We start from the raw sequence: 18794 nt of genomic DNA on the forward strand, positions 1-18794 counted from the left end.
ATTTGAGGCTCCGGTCGGCCTTAGATCTATTCCTTCGCTAAATGAGAGAGTTGCGCCTGGTGTCGTCCGAAAACACTCACATTTTTAGGCATCTTCCTCAGCACGTGAGATCAAGATAAGCATTGGCCACCATCGCGTCGATATCCCTGGGCACCGGCACGACGCAGGCTTCGGGACCGGCCTCGCCCCTGGCGATGCGTTCCAGGCAGCGGGCCTGCAGGGTGAAGCCGAGATCCATCGATTCGACCGTGTTGCCGAGCGGCCGCGGGCCGGCGAGATTGGCCATGTGGCCGCCGCCCAGCACGTGGAAGGAGCGGCCGTCCCGCAGATGGAAGGTCTCGATATGATCGGCCTCGTAGCGATCGATGCCGATGACATCGGGATGGCGGCGGAAGGCCTCGACATCGATCTCATGCGGGAAATGGCCGCCATTCATCAGGATCGCGCCATCCTTGACGAGCGGCAGGTCGGCTGCCGTGACGATGCCGGCAAACCCGGTGACGGTGACGATTATATCGGCCGAGCGGATTGCCGCCTCGCGCAGCGGCGTGGCGAAACCATCGAGATGGGCCTCGAGTGTCGTCACGGCGTCGATTTCGACGACGCTGACGGTGGAAAAAGCGTTGCGGAAACAGGCGGCCGTGCCCTTGCCGCAGGCGCCGTAGCCGAACACCGTCACGCGTTTGCCGTTGGTCGAGCGGTTGGTGAAGCGCAAATAGCTTTCGAACAGGCTTTGTCCGACGGCATGCCTGTTTTCGGCGAACTGCTTGATCGGGCTGTCGTTGATGACGAGGATCGGCATATTGAGGCGTTCGCGCAGCGGCAGCAAGCGGGTGCGGCCCGAGGTAGTTTCCTCAGTGCCGCCACGGAGATTGGCATGGGGTTTTTCCGCCGCGATGGCGAAGAGATCGCCGCCATTGTCGAGCAGCAGATCCGGCCTTTCGGCTATCACCGCTTCGAGGCTGGCATGATGGGCGGCCGGATCGATCGTCTGCGTGGCGAAGACCGTAAAACCCTGCGAACGCAGAAACTCGACCGTCGAAGGCTGGGTGCTGTTGAGATTGCCGGTGCAGACGAGGCGCGCCCCGCCGGCGCGAAGCGTCATCAGCAGCGCAACCGTCTTCGGCTCCAGATGAATGCCCGTGCCGATCGACAGTCCCTCGAAGGGCCGCGTCCGCTCGAATTCGGCTGCCGTCGCCTTCAGCAGCCGGCAGCTGCCGCCGATCCAGTCGATGCGCGTCGCGGTCTTTTCCATCATCTCATCCCTGTTGCCGATATCCCGCTATTTCTAGCGATGCCACAGGGCGGCGAATATGGAGTTTATTCTGATGTTGGAGCAGAAAAACTGCCCTTTCCGCGCCCGGATTGGCGCAGCCAGCCGGACAAAGCGGCGAAAGCCGGACGTTTTGCATCCGGCGTGCGGCAGCAGAGGCTGTAGCCGGACGGCCGGGCGATGAAACCATAGGGCGCGACCAGCTGCCCGCGCTGAAGATCGTCCTCGATCGAGGCGCGCGGCGCAAGGGCGATGCCGAGCCCGGAGCGGGCGGCACCGAGCGCCAGCAGCAAATCCTCGAATTCTTGGGCGCGGGAAAAGACGACCGGCGGCGTGCCGCTTTCGGCAAACCATTCGTCCCAGAGTTTTGGAACGCTGCGGCTCGCAAGCATCGTCAGCCGGCCCATCGCCGCCGGGCTCTCCGAGAGCGTCGCTGCAAGCGCCGGCGTTGCGACCGGACCGAACTCGTCTTCCATGAAGCGCACCGCGGTCACGCCGGCAGCCGGCCGGTATTCGCCGCCCATGATCACCGCGTCCAGTTCCGGGTGCATTTGCAATGGTTCGACGACGGTCATCGGCACGATATCGACCGCCGTATCGCCGAGGTTCGCCTGCATGTCGGCAACACGCGGCATCAGCCACCAGACGGCGAAGGCGGAGGGCACGCCGAGCCGGATGCGGCCCGGCACGATGCCCGAGAGCTCGTAAGCAGCGCGTTGCAGAATGTCGAAAGCCGCGCTCGATGCTGCGGCGAAAGCGCTCGCCTCTCCGGTCGGGACCAGCCGGCGGCCGTCACGAACAAAGAGCTTGCGGCCGAAGTGACCCTCCAGCGTGGCAATCTGCTGGCGCACCGCGCCGCGCACCACCTTCAGCTCTTCGGCGGCCTTCAGAATGCTGCCGTGGCGGCAGACGGCCTCGAAGGCGCGGACGGCATTGAGCGGTGGAAGACGCATGATTACCACGATCAGAAATGACAGTGGATCACTTGATCTTGCCATTGAAGGAAAGGCAAGACCGCGCCATATTGAACACCTGTGCAATGCGACGCATTCGAGACACGACGTGACGGATTTCTGAGCCTGCCCCAGCTCGATTTCCCTTATTGAACGGCGATCAAATCCCGTTTCGGAACGTCCGCGGCTTTGGATTGTGTAAGCTTTTCGTGATACACGTATATGAGTGATTCCTAACAACCACTGCGAAGGTGACCCGACAATTGACTCTTCTCGCCCGATTGGCATCCGATGTGCAACTGATGTTCCGGCGTCCGCCGCGACAGCAATACGGTGCGATCTGCTATCGGGTGAAAAAGAAGAGTGACGATGTCGAGGTGATGCTAATGACGAGCCGCGACACCGGCCGCTGGGTCATTCCCAAGGGCTGGCCGATGACGGGTAAATGCGCTCATGAGGTCGCCGCACAGGAGGCCTTTGAGGAAGCCGGCGTCCGCGGCGCGGTCGAGACGGAGACGCTCGGCGCTTACAGCTATTCGAAAGTCCTGCGGGACGGCGTACAGGTGGCCTGCAAGGTGCAGGTCTATGCGCTCGAAGTCACCGACATGGCGAAGAACTTCAAGGAAAAGGGTGAACGCCGCATCGAATGGGTCTCGTTCGACGAGGCGGCGGGGCGCGTGCGCGAGCCGGAACTGCGCGGCCTTTTCCTGGCCTTCAAGCGAAAGATAACTGAGCGGCTTTCGGCCAAAGCGGCAAAGCAGGGATCTGCGGGAAAGCAAATCCCGGCGGAATGAATCCTGCCATCTTGCGCTGCTAGGAAAGTGGCGTAGAAGCAGATTTCATCCCCGGAATAAAGAATGCCGCCACGTCCCACAGTCCTCACGAAACGCACGCTCGACAAGGATCTCGACAAAATAACCCATGCCGAGGAGGCGGCGAAGCATGTTTTGCGGCGGCTGGTGGCGCCTGGCCTCGGGTTGATCTTTGTCGGCTTCGCCATGCTGTTTGCCGGTGTCTATGTGCTCGACCAACCGGGAGCGGTGCTCGTCGTGGCGGCGGCGGCGCTTGCCGGCTACATGGCGATGAACATCGGCGCCAATGACGTGACCAACAATGTCGGTGCGGCCGTCGGGGCGCGCGCCATGACGATGGGTCAGGCGCTGGTCATCGCCGCTATTTTCGAAGTTCTCGGCGCCACGGTCGCCGGCGGCGAGGTCGTCAAGACGATTTCCTCGAATATCGTCGATACCGTCGAGGTGCCGCAGGCGCTGCTCGGCTGGATCATGATGGCAGCGCTGATGGCGGCCGCCCTCTGGATCAATCTCGCAACCTGGATGAATGCGCCGGTTTCCACCACCCATGCGATCGTCGGCGCGGTGATCGGCGCCGGCATCGCAGCCGTCGGGACGGAACCGGTGAACTGGCGGGTGATGCTGGAAATCACCTCGAGCTGGATCACCTCTCCGCTGATCGGCGGACTGATCGCGGCCGGACTGCTTTATTTCGTCAAGACGCTGATCATCTATCGCGACGACAAGATCGCGGCGGCTCGGCGCTGGGTGCCGGTGTTGGTCGGGGTGATGGCCGGCGGCTTCATGGCCTATATGGTGCTGCAGCTGTCGCCCACCGGCAAATTTCCGTCTTTCACCATCATCCTTATCGGCATCGGCATCGGGCTGGTGAGCTGGCTTATTGCCCGGCCGCTTGTGCTCGCCCAGGCGCGCAATCTCGAAAACCGCAACAGCTCGCTGCGGCTGCTGTTCCGGCTGCCACTCATCGGCTCGGCGGCGCTGCTGTCCTTCGCACATGGCGCAAATGACGTTTCGAATGCGGTCGGGCCGCTTTCGGCGATCGTCCACTCGGTCGGCATCGGCGGCGGTGACGGCGTTGGCCATCCGCCGCTCTGGGTGATGCTGATCGGCGCCTTCGGCATCTCCGTCGGCCTGCTGCTGTTCGGGCCGCGCCTCATTCGCTTGGTCGGCGAGGAGATCACCAAGCTCAATCCGATGCGGGCCTATTGCGTCGCGCTATCGACCGCCTTCACCGTCATTGTCGCCTCCTGGCTCGGTCTGCCGGTCAGCACCACGCATATCGCCGTCGGCTCCGTCTTCGGCGTCGGCTTCTTCCGCGAATGGTACACCCGCCATTCGAAGCGTCGCATCGCCTATATCAGGCGCAGGGCCGAGAGCTTCGATATCGACGAGCCGGAGGATCCGAACATCCACGAGACGCGGCGGCGCTATCTCGTGCGCCGCTCGCATTTCATGACGATCATTGCCGCCTGGATCGTCACCGTGCCGGTTTCGGCAGCGCTTGCGGCAGTGATTTATTGGGTTATGTTCGCGCTTTTCGTCTGAAACTCACGGGTCCTAAATGCGCGCCAATTTCCGCATGCAACGGCTTTTCGTCGACGCGCCGCTTTCCGGCGGCGCCGCCCTCGAGGCGACTGCCGACCAGTTCAACTATCTCGCCAATGTGCTGAGGATGGAAGAAGGTGGGGAAGTCCTGCTCTTCAACGGCCGCGACGGCGAGTGGAAGGCCACCCTCACCTTCCCCACCCGCAAACGCATCCTGCTGACGGCGATCGAAGAGACGCGGCCGCAGCCGGCACCCTGCGACCTGCATTATCTCTTTGCGCCGCTCAAGGTCGGCCGCATGGATTATCTCGTGCAGAAGGCCGTGGAAATGGGCGCCGGCCTGCTGCAACCGGTCATGACCCAGCACGTACAGGGTAAGATCACCAATCTCGACAAGCTGCGTGCCAATGTCGTCGAGGCGGCGGAGCAATGCGGCGTTCTCGGCATTCCCGATGTCGCCGAGCCGGTGCGGCTTCTCGACCTGCTCGACCGCTGGCCGAAAGAGCGGCGCATCATCTATTGCGACGAGGGCGATGCCGGGCAAAACCCGCTGCCGGTGCTGTCGGCGATCCGGGAAAGGCACCTCGCGCTGCTCGTCGGGCCGGAAGGCGGCTTTTCCGAGGAAGAGCGGGCGCGGCTTCGAAGCCTCGATTTCGTCACCGCCATTCCGCTTGGACCGCGCATCCTGCGGGCCGATACGGCAGCCGTTGCGGCGCTCGCCGTGGTGCAGGCGGCGATCGGCGACTGGAACTGACGAGAAAAACGGGTGGACATGGAAATCGTTGTTATTTTTTTGATGCGTCATTGAAAGAATTTCACTTGCAACATACGTGACTTGGGTCCTAATCAGCCTTCCAGCTGCCCGGCCCCTGGGCGCCTTTTTGAATACAGGTACCCCGCATGGCCCGCGACACCACCGACCAGACACCGCTCTCTTCGGTTCAGGATCTGACCGATTATATCGCCGCCGGCAACAAGCCGCGGGAGCGCTTCCGGATCGGCACCGAACACGAGAAATTCGCCTTCTTCCGCGCCGACAACAGCCCGGTTCCCTATTTCGGCGATGCCAGCATTTCAGCCCTTTTGACCGGCCTGCAGGCGAAAAGCGGCTGGGAGCCGATCATGGACGGCGGCAACATCATCGGGCTTGCCGAGCAGAGCGGCATGGGCGCGATCTCGATCGAGCCCGGCGGCCAGTTCGAACTCTCCGGCGCACCGTTGGAAACGATCCACGAAACCTGCAGGGAATCGAACCAGCATCTGGCGACGCTGCGCGAAATCGCCGAGCCGATGGGTATTCGCTTCCTCGGCATCGGCGGCAGCCCGAAATGGACCTATGCGGAAACCCCGCACATGCCGAAATCGCGCTACGAGATCATGACCCGCTATATGCCGAAAGTCGGCAGCCAGGGTCTCGACATGATGTACCGCACCTGCACGATCCAGGTGAATCTCGATTTTTCCTCTGAAGACGACATGCGCAAGAAAATGCGCGTTTCGATGAAGCTGCAATCGCTGGCAACCGCCCTCTTTGCATCCTCGCCCTTCACCGAGGGCAAGCCGAACGGGCTGCTCTCCTGGCGCGGCGATATCTGGCGCGATACCGACAACCGGCGCTCGGGCTTGCTCGATTTCACCTTCCGCGACGATTTCGGTTTCCGCGACTATGCCGAATGGGCGCTCGATGTGCCGATGTACTTCATCGTTCGCGACGGCCGCTATCACGACTGTACCCATGTCACTTTCCGCCAGTTCATGAATGGCGCATTGAAGGGTGAGATCGCCGATCCGGCGCCGACGATGGGCGACTGGACGAACCATCTTTCGACGCTCTTCCCCGACGTGCGGCTGAAGCGTTTCCTGGAAATGCGCGGCGCCGACGGCGGCCCGTGGCGGCGCATCTGTGCCTTGCCGGCCTTCTGGGTCGGTCTGCTTTACGACGATGCCGCACTCGACGCCGCCGACCAGTTGACGAAAGATTGGAACTTTGCCGAGATCGGCGCACTGCGCGATGCCGTTCCGGCGCAAGGGCTGAAGGCTGAATTTCGCAGGCATCCGCTCTTCGACATGGCGCGCGAAGTGGTCGGCATTTCAAGGGCCGGCCTCAAGGCGCGCGGCAAGCTCAACCGGGAAGGCCAGGACGAGACGATCTTCCTGGCGCCGCTCGACGAGGTGCTCGCCAAGAAGGCGACGCTCGCCGAGGATCTGCTTTCGCTCTATCACGGCCGCTGGAACGACTCCGTCGAACCGGTGTTCGAGGATTATCAGTACTGAGCCTGCCCGGGGTCTTCGCCAACTCGGAAAACCACCCGGCAGCTTTGCAGTACGGCTTTAAGTTCTTATGGCAAAAAGCCGTTTGCACATTTCCTTTTCCGGATATAGTGGCGTGACACGCGTCACGACTCGGGGAAAGGGACCTCCATGCTGCCACTCTTCGACATGATGATGCAGGCGCAGAACGGCGCGGCGATGGAAGCGATCGCCCGCCAGTTCAACCTCGCCCAGGAACAGGCAACCAAGGCGATGGCGGCGCTGATGCCGGCCTTTTCTGCCGGCCTGAAGCGCAGCACCAGCAACCCTTATGACTTCGTCGGGCTGATGCAGGCCGTCTCCTCCGGCAATTATGCGCGCTATTTCGAGGATATGAACCGGGCCTTCACGCCGGAGGGCATTTCCGACGGCAACAATATCCTTGCCCAGCTTTTCGGCTCGAAAGAGGTTTCGCGGGCGGTCGCCGCCCAGGCCGCACAGATGACCGGCATCGGCCAGGATATCTACAAGCGGATGCTGCCGGTGCTGGCCGATACGCTGATGGGCGGGCTCTTCAAGCAGACGACCGGCCAGATGGCTTCGCCGATCAACCCCTTCGTCAATACGGCGATGGGCGAGACCATCCAGCAATGGCTTGAGAGTACCGGCTTCGCGCCGAAACCGAAGGCCGCGCAGCCGAGCATCTTCGACAATCCCTTCACACAGGCGATGCAGCAGATGTTTTCGGTGCCCAAGGCCGAACCGGCACCTCAGCCGAACCCCTTCCTCGACAACCCTTTCGCCAAGGCCTTCCAGGAGATGATGGCCGGGCTTGGGCAGCCGGCGGCGGCCAAGCAACCGGCTGCCAAGACGCAAGAGGCGCCGAAGGAAGAGGCGAAGGTCACTGCCGACAGCTATACCGAGATCCTGAACGCCATGTTCGACAGCGGGCTGGAAGTGCAGAAGACCTACCAGAGAAACCTGGAAGCGATCTTCGAAACCTACCGACCGAAGCCGCCTGAAACCAAGGCATAAAAAAACCCGGAGATGGCTTGGGAAAAGCCGGTCTCCGGGTCAAGCGGCAGGGCTATTGGCTATCACCCTGCGGGGAAACTCGACGCTCCTATTCGTTGTAGGAGCGGAAGAGCTGCAGGCGCCAGCGATTGCGCGCCGAGCGCGTCAGATGTTCCGATGGGTCCTCGAAAAAGGTCGAGGCCAGAAACGCAGAGGTCAGGTCAGCCCTGCTCAGGCCGATATCCCTCAGCTGACTGTCATTCAGATCGTGCAGCGTGTTGATCTCCATGCGATTGCGGAACCCGCGAAAGAGGGAGACCAGCGGAGCGAGGCCTGCGACCAGACGCTGGAAAAGCGTCGGGGCGAGCTTGCCGCAGTCGAGTTCTGTTGTCCGGTTTGTCATAAGCATCGAACTCTCCTTTCTCGAGGGCACGCAACAACCCACCCCTCCCGCGAGGTCGTGCGGGAAGGGATAAGGCTGAATTCTGCTTGGACAGGCAGGGCGTCTGTCCTTCACTTTGCTTGATTTGCATCCCGAAGATGCCAAAGACCTATTGATCAGTCCAACGAATGTTTCTAATGATTATCATCAGCTATCTTTATGGGTGACACAATGTCCGCGCCTCTTGATCTCGACCAGTTGCAGACTTTCATCGCCATCGTCGATTCCGGCAGCTTCACCAAGGCCGCCGACAGGGTCTACAAGACCCAATCGGCCGTTTCCATGCAGATGCGCCGTCTCGAAGAGCGCATCGGCAAGCAGTTGTTCATCAAGGACGGACGCGGCAACCGGCTGACGGTCGAGGGTGAAAAACTGCTCAACTATGCCCGGCGCATCATCCGTCTCAACAATGAGGCGATCGCCGCCTTCGACGACAACAGGCTGGAGGGGACGCTGCGCATTGGCACGCCTGACGATTATGCCGACCGCTACATGCCCGAAATCATCGGCCGCTTCGCCAAGACGCATCCGAATGTCGAGCTCTACATCGTCTGCGAGCCCTCGGTGGATCTGGCCGAGCGCATGCACAAGGGCGAACTCGATATCGCGCTCGTCACCCACAATCCGCGCGAGCGCATGTCCGATGTGGTAAGAACCGAGCCGCTCTGCTGGGTGGGTTCGGCCAACCATCCGATCCGCGACGACGCGCCGGTGCCGCTTGCCGTCGGCCGGCGCGATTGCCAATGGCGCCAGCTCGCCTGCTCGGCGCTCGATGCGGTGGGGCGCGAACACCAGATCCTGTTCACCAGCTGGTCCTGCACCGTCGTTGCCGCCGCCGTGCTTGCCGGCATGGCGGTCTCGGTGATGCCGGAATCGGCGCTGCGAACCGGCATGAAGGTGCTGAGCCAGGCGGACGGCTTTCCGGCGCTGCCGCCGGTGCAGATCGGCATCATGAAGCGCCCGGGCGTTTCGCTCTCGCTGATGAATGCGATCACCGCGCATATCACCGCCTGCCTCGACAACATCACGCCGGCCGTCGTCGACGATACGCTGGAGGCCGATGTCAAATCCGCCCAGGCACGCCTTTATCCGCGGCTGAAGGCGGCCAATATGGTGCCTAGCTGGTAAGAGGTAGAAGCTGAGTACCGTCAGGCGGCGCGCTTCGCGGTCGCGGCGAAAAGGGAAGCGCGGATGACGCGTTTCCACTCATCGAGCATGCGGCGCGCCAGGGCCTTGTCGCTGACGGCAGCAAGCCGGATGACGGCGCCGATCAGGTGGCTGAACAGGTAAGTGCGCGCATACATCTCTTCGTCGCAAAGGTCGGGCGCCAGCCGGCGCACGGCCTCCTGAAAGATGCCGGCGACGCGGCCGCTATGCTCGATGTTCAACTGCAGCAGATCCTGGTCGGTCTCCGTTCCCATCCAGACGCCGAGATAGACGGGATCATCATGGTAGGACTCGTAATACCAGTCGATGATGTCGCAAACGAGGTCGAGCGCCTGGTCGAGCGTCTGAACGTCGGCGAACATCGTCGCCGTCTTCGCCTGGATTGCCGCGGCGTGCTGGTCGAACAGAGCTTTGACGATCGCCGCCTTTTCGGGAAAATACTGGTAGACCGAGCCGATCGGCACTTTGGCGGCAACGGCAAGTTCCGTCATCCGCATGGCGCTGACGCCCTTTTCGGCAATGATCTTGGCGGCGGCGGCGAGAATGACGTCCAGCCTCTGGATACTGCGCTCCTGCTTCGGCTTCCTGCGCAAGCCGATCCGATCCATGCTTTCTACGCCCATGTCGTTCCCGTTCTTATTGTTCGCGCGGGGTAAGCATCATGCCAAATCAGCGCGTCGGGCGGGTATGACATTGCAGGTCTTCATCAGTCGTAAATGAAAACACTCGCATTTTAACGACCGGCAAAGCCATGTGAAATCAGGCCTCTAGATCATATCATGCTAATTGATCAGCGGTGGAAAGACCTGAAATAGTTGTAGGATTCTTTGACCGAAGAGATATCCATGCCACTGCCCGAGACGAGCGACAATTGCTGTCCACCCGGGCGCCTGACGAGGCTTCGCGCCGGTCCTCAGCCCATCACGATCCATGCGGCGAGCCAGACCCACATCGCTCCCAACGCCAGGTATCCAGCGGCGAAAAGCGGGCTGCGGTAGCGCAGATCGTTGCTGGTGACATGGACGGCGGCATGGGCGTACCGCAGGGCGACGAAGAGCCAGGCGAGGCCGACGGCGACGACATTATCGGACTCGGTGACATAGAGAAGAATACAGCAGGCATAGAACAGCACGGGCAGTTCGAACTGATTGGCGAGGCAGTTTTTGACGACGAGGCTTTCAGCCGGCTCGCCGCGATTTTCGCGGTAATCCGATTTCGCGACGTTGCCGGCGCGGACCATTTTGCGCGCCGCTGCCCAAGAAGGGCATAAAGACCGTAGACCAGCGCCACATGGGCAAGGAGTGGCCAAAAGATTTGATAGCCGGTCATTTCGGCACTTCCTTTTCCGCTTTCGCATGTCGCGAGGAGCATTAGCGGAAAGGTTAAGCGGATGCCAGGGGCGGCTCGCCGCTGGCATCCTTAAAGCCGATATTGTCTTTACACCTGGGCGCTGCCGCCATCGACGAAGAGTTCGGCCCCGGTAACGAAGCTGGAATCATCCGAGGCGAGGAAGAGTGCGGCAGCGGCAACTTCCTCGGCACGGCCAACCCTGCCCATTGGCACCTGAGCCGCCAGGGCATCGAGCAAGCCCTGCTGTTGGGCTGGATCCTTACCCGCCAATTCGACCAGTCCGGTCGTTTCCGTCGGGCCAGGACTGAGCGTGTTGATCCGAATGCCGCGATCCTTCAAGTCGAGGATCCAATTGCGCGCAAAGCTGCGCAAGGCGGCTTTCGATGCGGCGTAAACGCTGAAGGCGGGTGTGCCGGTCGAGCCTGCTGTCGATCCCGTCAAGATGATCGACGATCCTCGCGAGAGCAGCGGCAAGGCCTTCTGTACCGTGAAGAGAACCCCCTTCACGTTTCGATCGAATGTGTCGTCATACTGCTCTTCCGTGATTTCGCCGAGGGGCAACATGGAGCCGCCACCTGCGTTGACGAAGAGCACGTCAACTCTCCCGGCCTCGGCCTTCACCTTCTCATAGACGCGATCGAGGTCGGCGAGATTGGCTGAATCAGCCTGAATACCCACAACTCCGCCGCCGATCTCAGCGATTGCTGCATCGAGAACATCCTTGCGACGGCCCGTGATGAAAACCCGTGCGCCCTCGGCCACGAAGCGCTTGGCTGCGGCAAGGCCAATGCCGGAAGTGGCACCGGTGATAACCGCAATCTTCGCATTCAATCGTTGTGTCATTGTCGTCTCCTTTGGTTCGACTGAAGCTGAGATATGGACGGGGGTATCGTTTCGGAATAGAAAGAATTGAAAGCCATTGTTTCAGGAATGAAATGAACAAATTTCCCGATTTCGAGGGACTGGCAATGTTCGCAAAGGTCGCCGAGGAGCGTTCTTTCGTTCGGGCTGCGCAGACGCTCGGCGTGTCGGTGCCGACGGTTTCGCGGGCCGTAAGCCGTCTTGAGCAGAGGTTGGGCGCAAGGCTCTTCAACCGCACCTCTCGACAACTCGCTTTGACCGATTTCGGCCTGCGACTGGTCGAAAGCGCCGCACGGATCTATGCCGAGGCCGAGATGGCAGAGGACACCGCCCGGGAGCTTGCCACCCGACCGAAGGGGCTCATCAGGCTTGCCGCGCCGATGGACTTCGGGACACGCTGGCTGGCCCCAATCCTGCCTGACTTTTTCGAGCTCTTTCCGGAGATTTCGATCGACCTGCACATGAGCGATGCCGTCGTCGATATCGTGGGAGACGGCTTCGATGCGGCACTCCGAATCGCGGTACTACCGGATTCGTCATTGGTCGCGCGCAGGCTGGCGCCGGTGGATCGCTTCATTCTCGCAGCACCCGCATACCTTAAACAGTACGGCGTGCCGGAACATCCCCGCGAGCTAACGGCTCACCATTGCCTCGGGTACGCCTACAGGGCGCGACAGGATGTCTGGCGCCTGCGCAATAGCGAAGGCAAGGAGGAGGTCATTTCACCAAGCGGCTCTCTCAGGGCCACCAATTCGCAAGCATTGGTTCCGATGGCGCTACGGGGCCTCGGGATCATCGAACTCCCCGAATTTCTCGCGCATGACTATCTCGTCGACGGCCAATTGACGCCAATCCTTCCCGACTGGACGCTGCCGACCGGCGCACTGTATTTCGTCACACCTTCGGCTCGGAGCCGGCCAGCGAAGGTCGAGGTCCTTGCCGATTTCATGATGGCGAGACTGTCAAATCCGGTTTGGCGGAGGAGGAACTGACGCCGCTTCAATCCCGGCCTGGCGACAGCCAACGGGCGATGGCAAGCCTGACAAGGACGATGCACGAGATGGCGAGGCTGGCGAATTTCAGCCTTGTCATCCATGGCAGCAGCTGCGCGGCAAGGCCTGCGGAAGGACTGTCGCCGAAGGCGATAAGGCTCGAGATGTTCTCGCCGTAGTCGGCGATGCCGTAGACGAAGGGCAGCAGATAAATCGCCTGGCCGACGAGCGGATGCGATCGTCCGAACCACGCGCCGAGAGGGCCAAGCTTGAGCAAGGCGAGAAATAGCAGCGCCGTCAGCAAGGCAGGAAAGATCAGTTCCGGCCCGAAATACATGGCGCTGAGCAGCTTCGCCGCAGTCTCGTTCTGATCGAGCAGCGTCTGCATGTGGAAGACGGCCGCTTCGTCGTAACCGGCGAAATATGTATCGAGCACCGCCTGCCCGGTTTCATGCTTGAAGGGAACGACGAAGCCGAAGGTCGTCCAGGCGAGCACGGCAAGGCAGAGGCCTGCGAGCAGCGCGATGATCCAAAGGGGAATCCCGCTGCCCGCCTTCATGATCAGAGACCGGCGCCCGGATAGTTCGGGCTTTCGCGGGTGATCGTCACATCATGGGCGTGGCTTTCGCGAAGGCCGGCGCCGGAGATGCGCACGAAGGTCGCGCGCTCCTGGAAATCCTTCAGGTCCTTGCCGCCGACATAACCCATGGCCGCCTTGAGGCCGCCGGCGAGCTGGTGGACGACGGCCGAGACCGGTCCCTTGTAGGGAACCTGACCCTCAATACCCTCCGGCACGAGTTTCAGCGTGTCGCGCACCTCAGCCTGGAAATAACGGTCGGCCGAGCCGCGGGCCATGGCGCCGACGGAGCCCATGCCGCGATAGGCCTTGAAGGAACGGCCCTGGTAGAGATAGACCTCGCCCGGGCTCTCATCGGTGCCGGCCAGCAGCGAGCCGATCATGACGGCGGAAGCGCCGGCGGCGATCGCCTTGGCAAGATCGCCGGAAAATTTGATGCCGCCATCGGCGATGACGGGCACGTCCTGAGCCTGTGCTGCCTGAACCGCCGACATGATGGCGGCAAGCTGGGGAACGCCGACGCCGGCGACGATGCGCGTCGTGCAGATCGAGCCCGGGCCGATGCCGACCTTGACGGCATCCGCACCCGCATCGATCAGCGCTCTGGTGCCGTCATAGGTGGCGACGTTGCCGGCCATGATGCGCACCGAGTTGGACAGCTTCTTGACGCGGGTGACGGCATCGAGGACGCGCTGCGAGTGGCCATGGGCGGTATCGACGACCAAGAGGTCGACGCCGGCCTCGATCAGCCGTTCGGCGCGCTCGAAGCCGTCATCGCCGACGCTGATGGCGGCGGCGGCGCGAAGCCTGCCCTGCGCATCCTTGGAGGCGTTCGGGTTCAGCTGCGACTTCTCGATATCCTTGACGGTGATCAGGCCGACGCAGCGGCCTTCGGTATCGACGACCAGCAGCTTCTCGATCCGGTGCGAATGCAGCAGGCGCTTGGCCTCCTGCTGATCGACGCTCTCCTTGACGGTGACCAGATTGTCCTTGGTCATCAGCTCGTGGATCTTCTGCTCCGGATCGGAGGCGAAGCGCACATCGCGGTTGGTCAGGATGCCGACGAGGCGGCCCGACTTCTCGACGACCGGGATACCGGAAATGCCGTGTGATTTCATCAGACCGAGTGCTTCGGCAAGCTTTGCCTCCGGACCGATGGTGACCGGATTGACGACCATGCCGCTTTCGAACTTCTTCACCTGGCGGACCTCTTCGGCCTGCTCGACCGGCGTCAGGTTGCGGTGGATGACACCGAGGCCGCCGGCCTGGGCCATGGCGATCGCGAGACGGCTTTCGGTGACGGTATCCATGGCTGAAGAAAGGATCGGGATGTTGAGTTCAAAATCCCGGGCGATGCGGGTCGCGATATTCGTCTGGCCGGGCATGACCTCGGAGTGGCCGGGCTGCAGCAGCACGTCGTCGAAGGTAAGCGCGTCCGCGCCGGTTGCCGTTTCAATGATGCGTGCCATGGCCAAATTCCTTCATTTAAGAAAATGCAACCTGGCCCGGAAACGAATCGTCCGCCCCGGCGGTGTGCATGGGATTGCTTGGAAGTTGGCGAGGGCTGGTAACACGTCTATGACAGGAAGGAAATAGCAAAAAGCCCGGCGTGTCCGCCGGGCTCGTCATGGGTGCCATGCACAGAGAGCAATTCCGGGAAACCCCGAACGGCTCTCGATCAGATGTCGAACTGATAGGTCTTCGGCACGAAGCGATAGCCGCCATCCTGCTTCTCGGCAAAACCGACCGCCGGGAACGGCATGTGATAGCCGAGGAAGGCGATCTTCTCGCTCGCGATCATGTCGAAGACCTTGCGGCGGGTGGCCGCTGCCTGCGCCTTGTCCATGTCGAAGCGCACTTCCCAATCCGGTCGCAGCAGCGACAGGATATAGTGATTGGCGGTATCGCCGGTGAGAACGAGGCGCTTGCCCTCGGATTCGACGTGGAAGACCATATGCCCCGGCGAGTGGCCGGCCGCCAGCATTGCCGTCATGCCGGGCGCGACACTGTCACCGTCCTTGATGAAGGTGGTCTTTTCGGCAAGCGGCGCAACATTGGCAAGCACCGCCTTGTGGCCGCCTTCGGCCGGCGTTCCCTCGCGTGCCTTGTTCGACCAGAAATCATATTCGGCCTGGCCGACGACATAGCGGGCGTTTTTGAAGGCCGCCGCGCCGTTTTCCATCAGGCCGCCGATATGATCGCCGTGCAGATGGGTGAGCGCCACCAGGGTGACGTCGTCGGTCGAATAGCCTGCGGCCTTCAGCCCCTTGGTAAGCTGGCCGGCGCCCCGTGCGCGGCCGCTTTCGCCAAAGCCGGTATCGATGAGGATGACATCCGAACCGGTATCGATGAGCGCCGGCGTATAGCCGTTCACGAATTTGTCGGCCGGCAGGAAGTTTGCCGTCAGCAGCGCCTGAACTATTTCGGGGGCCTGATTGGTCCCGAAGGTTTCATAAGGCTTTTCGGAGACATTGATGCCATCACGGACGACGGTGAACTTATAGGAACCAAGCTTGAATTGATTGATCTCGGGCAAAGGCGTCAAATTCATTTTATTGCTTTCTCCAGTCGCGGCCGCTTCGGCCTTCTCTCTCAAAATGACCGGCGCCACGAGCAGGCCGAGGCCTGCCGCAAAAAGGGTGCGCCGCTTTATTCCCGACGAAATTGCCATATGTCCATCCTTCCATGACGTGCTGCATCGCCGCACGGCCCCCGATGTCGATTCCAGCCGGATTTCTTCTGCCGACGGAAAAGACATATCTCAATCTTGACACGCGACGTTGTCGGACAAGCCGTTTCACGCAGACGTGAAGCAAACGTGTCGCCGAGGCGGATTGGGGGATTGGCAGGCTCCTGATGTGGGACTAAACAGCACGGGCCTTCCCAGCTCCCATCTGCAGCCCACCAAGGCCTCCCGACTATGAACCGCATCGTGCCGCTGATCCTCGCCGTCGCTCTTTTCATGGAGCAGATGGACTCCACCGTCATAGCAACCGCGCTGCCGGCGATCGCAGCGGATCTCAATGTCGGGCCGATCACGCTGAAACTGGCGCTGACCTCCTATATGGTGGCGCTGGCGGTGTTCATCCCGGTCAGCGGCTGGATGGCCGACAGGTTCGGCGCCAAGAAGATCTTCCGCCTTGCCATCTCGGTCTTCGTCATCGGCTCGATCTTCTGCGCCATCTCGTCCAACCTCGTCGAATTCGTGTTCGCCCGCTTCCTACAGGGCATGGGCGGAGCGATGATGACGCCGGTCGGCCGTCTGGTGCTGGTGCGCACGACGAAGCGCAGTGATCTGGTCTCGGCCATGGCGCTGCTCACCATCCCGGCGCTGGTCGGCCCGCTCACCGGTCCGCCGCTCGGCGGCTTTATCACCACCTATTTCAGCTGGCACTGGATCTTCCTGATCAACGTGCCGGTCGGCATCATCGGCATCTGGCTGGCGACGATCTTCCTGCCGGAGGTCGAGGCGACGGCGCCGCCGAAGCTTGATTTCACCGGTTTCATGCTCACCTCGCTTTCGGCCGCGGGCGTCGTCTTCGGCCTGTCGGTGGTGAGCCTGCCGGCCCTGCCGCCGATCATCGGCGTCACCGCCACCGCGATCGGCCTCATCTGCGGCTTCCTCTATATTAGCCATGCCAGACGCCACCCGGCGCCGATTCTCAACCTCGACCTGTTCAAGAACCCGACCTTCCGGGCCTCGACCCTCGGCGGCACGCTCTTTCGCATCTGCGTCGGCGCCATGCCCTTCCTGACGCCGCTGATGCTGCAGCTGGGCTTCGGGCTGACGCCATTCCAATCCGGCCTGATCACCTTTGCCGGCGCTATCGGGGCGATCACCACCAAGTTCATGGCAAAGCGCGTCTTCGCCGCTGCCGGCTTCCGCACGACGCTGCTTTGCGCCGCGATGGTGACGACCCTCGTGACCATCGTCACCGGCCTGTTCACGCCGGCAACGCCGCATCTGGTCATCATCGGCGTGCTGCTCATCGGCGGCTTCTCGCGCTCCTTCATGTTCACCGGCGTGAATGCGCTTGCCTTCGCCGATATCGACGATGCCGAAGCCAGCCAGGCGACATCGATGAGTTCGGTGATGCAGCAGGTCAGCCTGGCACTCGGTGTCGCGGTTGCCGCCGCGATCCTGGAAAGCTCGATCTATATCAGGGGAGAAGCGTTGCAGGTCGCCGATTTCCACCTTGCCTTCTATATCATCGCCGGATTGACCGTCATCGCCACCATTCCCTTCGTCAGAATGGACCGCAATGCCGGCGCACTGGTTTCCGGCCACCGCTCCAAGGTGGTGACAGTATCGACTGTTGAAGCCGAGCAGCCGGTCAAATAGGTTCAAGGTGCTACAACGTCCCTTGCGCCTCAAAAGGACACGCGGCGCTGTCGTATTATTCCGGATTTTCGCAAACGGCAGAGAGCTTGTTGCCGTCGAGATCGCGCACATAAGCGGCATAGAAATGGGCGTGGTAGGGGCGAAGGCCCGGCCCGCCTTCATCGACGCCGCCTGCCGCAATCGCAGCCGCATGGAAAGCATCGACGGACGCCCGGGTTTCCGCCGCGAGCGCGACCATGGCGCCGTTGCCTGATGTCGCCCGGCGGCGATTGAAGGGCGTCACCACCCAGAAGCGGCAGCGCGTATCGCTGTCGGCGGAATAGCCGATTTCCTCTTCCGAATAGTGCTGGCGGCGATAGCCGAGCAGCGGCAGCACGGCATCATAAAACTGTCCTGCGCGATAAAGGTCGTTGGTTCCGAGCGTGATGTACAGAAGCATGGGATCAGCAGTTCAACTCTTGAGACCGTCATCATCGGTCCGGACCGGCTGAAGATCAAGCTTTCTCAGCGTCGCCTTCGACCTTGCGCCCCTTGAAGCCCTTGGCCAGCAAAAACATCTCGACCGATTCGGCGCGTGAGGCATTCGGCTTGACATGAACGACCTGGCGGAAGTTCTGCTTCAGCATAGCGAGCAGCTCACGCTCGGTACCGCCCTGGAAGGTCTTGGTGAGGAAATGTCCGCCCTCCCCCAATACCTCGACGGCAAATTGCGCCGCGACTTCGCAGAGATGCATGGTGCGCAAATGGTCGGTGCGGTGGTGGCCGGTGGTCGGTGCTGCCATGTCGGAGATGACGAGATCGGGCGTGCCGCCGACGGCTTCCAGCAGCTTTTCCGGCGCAGTGGGATCGAGGAAATCGAGCTGCAGGATCTTGACGCCGGGCAGCTGTGCCATTTCGAGAAAATCGATCGCGGCCACACGGATATCCTCGTCCGTCGAGCCGGTGACCTTGGCGGCGATCTGCGACCAGCTGCCGGGTGCCGCACCCAGATCGATGATGCGCTTGGCGCCGCGCAGGATATGGTGCTTCTCGTCGATCTCCAAGAGCTTGAAGGCGGCGCGGGCGCGATAGCCCTCCAGCTGGGCGCGCTGCACATAGGGATCGTTGATGTGGCGCTGCAGCCATTGGCGGGAGGATGCCTTCATCTTCTTGTTCTTGACGCGCTGGCCGAGCTTGCGGCCGGTGCGGTTTCCCGCGATCGGTGCCTTGGTCATGC

18 protein-coding genes and 1 pseudogene are annotated in these 18794 nt (G+C 61.7%); 8 read left to right on the forward strand and 11 right to left on the reverse strand.

From position 1 onward, the window contains the following. Nucleotides 1-97: 97 nt before the first annotated feature. Nucleotides 98-1255 (reverse strand): adenosylhomocysteinase, encoded by a 1158-nt coding sequence (locus MF410_RS14810; protein WP_097623971.1) that lies wholly within the window; start codon nt 1253-1255, stop codon nt 98-100. A 65-nt stretch (nt 1256-1320) separates the two neighbouring features. Continuing rightward, nucleotides 1321-2226 carry a LysR substrate-binding domain-containing protein gene (locus MF410_RS14815; protein WP_097623970.1) on the reverse strand — a complete coding sequence of 302 codons (906 nt, stop codon included), beginning with the start codon at nt 2224-2226 and terminating at the stop codon, nt 1321-1323. A gap of 263 nt (nt 2227-2489) precedes the next feature. Here MF410_RS14815 and MF410_RS14820 point away from each other — a divergent pair, with 263 nt between their 5' ends. The 5 genes from MF410_RS14820 to MF410_RS14840 all read left to right on the forward strand — a co-directional run bounded on the left by MF410_RS14820 (nt 2490) and on the right by MF410_RS14840 (nt 7868). Then, the gene (locus MF410_RS14820; RefSeq protein ID WP_097623969.1) at nt 2490-3020 is read left to right on the forward strand and encodes an NUDIX hydrolase; all 531 of its coding nucleotides are present in this window, start codon (nt 2490-2492) and stop codon (nt 3018-3020) included. Between the two features lie 63 nt (nt 3021-3083). Then, nucleotides 3084-4583, forward strand: a complete 1500-nt coding sequence (locus MF410_RS14825) for an inorganic phosphate transporter (protein ID WP_239619831.1) — start codon at nt 3084-3086, stop codon at nt 4581-4583. 16 nt (nt 4584-4599) lie between these two features. Beyond that, nucleotides 4600-5337, forward strand: coding sequence for a 16S rRNA (uracil(1498)-N(3))-methyltransferase (locus MF410_RS14830; protein ID WP_097623967.1), 738 nt, complete (start codon nt 4600-4602; stop codon nt 5335-5337). A 146-nt stretch (nt 5338-5483) separates the two neighbouring features. Then, entirely contained in the window at nt 5484-6857 is a 1374-nt protein-coding gene (locus tag MF410_RS14835; RefSeq protein ID WP_097623966.1) for a glutamate--cysteine ligase, read from the forward strand. A 147-nt stretch (nt 6858-7004) separates the two neighbouring features. Next, nucleotides 7005-7868, forward strand: a complete 864-nt coding sequence (locus MF410_RS14840; RefSeq protein ID WP_097623965.1) for a DUF937 domain-containing protein — start codon at nt 7005-7007, stop codon at nt 7866-7868. 88 nt (nt 7869-7956) lie between these two features. Here MF410_RS14840 and MF410_RS14845 read toward each other — a convergent pair whose 3' ends face one another. Further along, entirely contained in the window at nt 7957-8256 is a 300-nt protein-coding gene (locus MF410_RS14845; RefSeq protein WP_012556688.1) for a DUF1127 domain-containing protein, read from the reverse strand. A 204-nt stretch (nt 8257-8460) separates the two neighbouring features. On the opposite strand from MF410_RS14845, the gene MF410_RS14850 reads away from it, so the two are divergent. Then, nucleotides 8461-9417 carry a LysR substrate-binding domain-containing protein gene (locus MF410_RS14850; RefSeq protein WP_003588350.1) on the forward strand — a complete coding sequence of 319 codons (957 nt, stop codon included), beginning with the start codon at nt 8461-8463 and terminating at the stop codon, nt 9415-9417. A gap of 20 nt (nt 9418-9437) precedes the next feature. On the opposite strand, the gene MF410_RS14855 is transcribed toward MF410_RS14850, so the two are convergent. The 3 genes and pseudogenes from MF410_RS14855 to MF410_RS14865 form a co-directional block, all read right to left on the reverse strand. Next, nucleotides 9438-10079 (reverse strand): TetR family transcriptional regulator, encoded by a 642-nt coding sequence (locus tag MF410_RS14855; protein ID WP_097623964.1) that lies wholly within the window; start codon nt 10077-10079, stop codon nt 9438-9440. Nucleotides 10080-10369: 290 nt separating this feature from the next. After that, nucleotides 10370-10785, reverse strand: a pseudogene (locus MF410_RS14860) (MAPEG family protein). A gap of 108 nt (nt 10786-10893) precedes the next feature. After that, nucleotides 10894-11649 carry an SDR family oxidoreductase gene (locus MF410_RS14865; protein WP_097623962.1) on the reverse strand — a complete coding sequence of 252 codons (756 nt, stop codon included), beginning with the start codon at nt 11647-11649 and terminating at the stop codon, nt 10894-10896. 92 nt (nt 11650-11741) lie between these two features. Here MF410_RS14865 and MF410_RS14870 point away from each other — a divergent pair, with 92 nt between their 5' ends. Beyond that, complete coding sequence (locus MF410_RS14870) at nt 11742-12659, forward strand: LysR family transcriptional regulator (RefSeq protein WP_097623961.1); 918 nt, start codon at nt 11742-11744, stop codon at nt 12657-12659. 7 nt (nt 12660-12666) lie between these two features. On the opposite strand, the gene MF410_RS14875 is transcribed toward MF410_RS14870, so the two are convergent. The 3 genes from MF410_RS14875 to MF410_RS14885 all read right to left on the reverse strand — a co-directional run bounded on the left by MF410_RS14875 (nt 12667) and on the right by MF410_RS14885 (nt 15907). Then, entirely contained in the window at nt 12667-13218 is a 552-nt protein-coding gene (locus tag MF410_RS14875; protein WP_097623960.1) for a hypothetical protein, read from the reverse strand. 2 nt (nt 13219-13220) lie between these two features. Beyond that, a complete protein-coding gene (gene guaB / locus MF410_RS14880) occupies nt 13221-14705 on the reverse strand; it encodes an IMP dehydrogenase (RefSeq protein WP_003588358.1) in 1485 nt (494 codons plus the stop codon). Between the two features lie 209 nt (nt 14706-14914). Then, complete coding sequence (locus MF410_RS14885) at nt 14915-15907, reverse strand: MBL fold metallo-hydrolase (protein WP_097623959.1); 993 nt, start codon at nt 15905-15907, stop codon at nt 14915-14917. A 249-nt stretch (nt 15908-16156) separates the two neighbouring features. Here MF410_RS14885 and MF410_RS14890 point away from each other — a divergent pair, with 249 nt between their 5' ends. Next, on the forward strand, nt 16157-17578 hold the full coding sequence (locus tag MF410_RS14890) for a DHA2 family efflux MFS transporter permease subunit (protein ID WP_097623958.1): 1422 nt from the start codon (nt 16157-16159) through the stop codon (nt 17576-17578). A 55-nt stretch (nt 17579-17633) separates the two neighbouring features. Here the strand turns inward: MF410_RS14890 and MF410_RS14895 are convergent, their stop codons facing one another. Together MF410_RS14895 and MF410_RS14900 are read right to left on the reverse strand one after the other, a co-directional pair. Further along, nucleotides 17634-18017 carry a VOC family protein gene (locus MF410_RS14895; RefSeq protein WP_097623957.1) on the reverse strand — a complete coding sequence of 128 codons (384 nt, stop codon included), beginning with the start codon at nt 18015-18017 and terminating at the stop codon, nt 17634-17636. 55 nt (nt 18018-18072) lie between these two features. Next, nucleotides 18073-18792 carry an RlmE family RNA methyltransferase gene (locus tag MF410_RS14900; RefSeq protein WP_012556679.1) on the reverse strand — a complete coding sequence of 240 codons (720 nt, stop codon included), beginning with the start codon at nt 18790-18792 and terminating at the stop codon, nt 18073-18075. Nucleotides 18793-18794 lie beyond the last annotated feature (2 nt).

The sequence above is a fragment of the Rhizobium sp. C104 genome, from assembly GCF_022354505.1.
Lineage (GTDB): Bacteria > Pseudomonadota > Alphaproteobacteria > Rhizobiales > Rhizobiaceae > Rhizobium > Rhizobium redzepovicii.

Coding starts and splice junctions, on each gene's coding strand:
- MF410_RS14810 (WP_097623971.1), bottom strand. CDS start 1,255: ATGGAAAAGACCGCGACGCGCATCGACTGGATCGGCGGCAGCTGCCGG.
- MF410_RS14815 (WP_097623970.1), bottom strand. CDS start 2,226: ATGCGTCTTCCACCGCTCAATGCCGTCCGCGCCTTCGAGGCCGTCTGC.
- MF410_RS14825 (WP_239619831.1), top strand. CDS start 3,084: ATGCCGCCACGTCCCACAGTCCTCACGAAACGCACGCTCGACAAGGAT.
- MF410_RS14830 (WP_097623967.1), top strand. CDS start 4,600: ATGCGCGCCAATTTCCGCATGCAACGGCTTTTCGTCGACGCGCCGCTT.
- MF410_RS14835 (WP_097623966.1), top strand. CDS start 5,484: ATGGCCCGCGACACCACCGACCAGACACCGCTCTCTTCGGTTCAGGAT.
- MF410_RS14840 (WP_097623965.1), top strand. CDS start 7,005: ATGCTGCCACTCTTCGACATGATGATGCAGGCGCAGAACGGCGCGGCG.
- MF410_RS14845 (WP_012556688.1), bottom strand. CDS start 8,256: ATGCTTATGACAAACCGGACAACAGAACTCGACTGCGGCAAGCTCGCC.
- MF410_RS14850 (WP_003588350.1), top strand. CDS start 8,461: ATGTCCGCGCCTCTTGATCTCGACCAGTTGCAGACTTTCATCGCCATC.
- MF410_RS14855 (WP_097623964.1), bottom strand. CDS start 10,079: ATGGGCGTAGAAAGCATGGATCGGATCGGCTTGCGCAGGAAGCCGAAG.
- MF410_RS14865 (WP_097623962.1), bottom strand. CDS start 11,649: ATGACACAACGATTGAATGCGAAGATTGCGGTTATCACCGGTGCCACT.
- MF410_RS14870 (WP_097623961.1), top strand. CDS start 11,742: ATGAACAAATTTCCCGATTTCGAGGGACTGGCAATGTTCGCAAAGGTC.
- MF410_RS14875 (WP_097623960.1), bottom strand. CDS start 13,218: ATGAAGGCGGGCAGCGGGATTCCCCTTTGGATCATCGCGCTGCTCGCA.
- guaB (WP_003588358.1), bottom strand. CDS start 14,705: ATGGCACGCATCATTGAAACGGCAACCGGCGCGGACGCGCTTACCTTC.
- MF410_RS14885 (WP_097623959.1), bottom strand. CDS start 15,907: ATGGCAATTTCGTCGGGAATAAAGCGGCGCACCCTTTTTGCGGCAGGC.
- MF410_RS14890 (WP_097623958.1), top strand. CDS start 16,157: ATGAACCGCATCGTGCCGCTGATCCTCGCCGTCGCTCTTTTCATGGAG.
- MF410_RS14895 (WP_097623957.1), bottom strand. CDS start 18,017: ATGCTTCTGTACATCACGCTCGGAACCAACGACCTTTATCGCGCAGGA.
- MF410_RS14900 (WP_012556679.1), bottom strand. CDS start 18,792: ATGACCAAGGCACCGATCGCGGGAAACCGCACCGGCCGCAAGCTCGGC.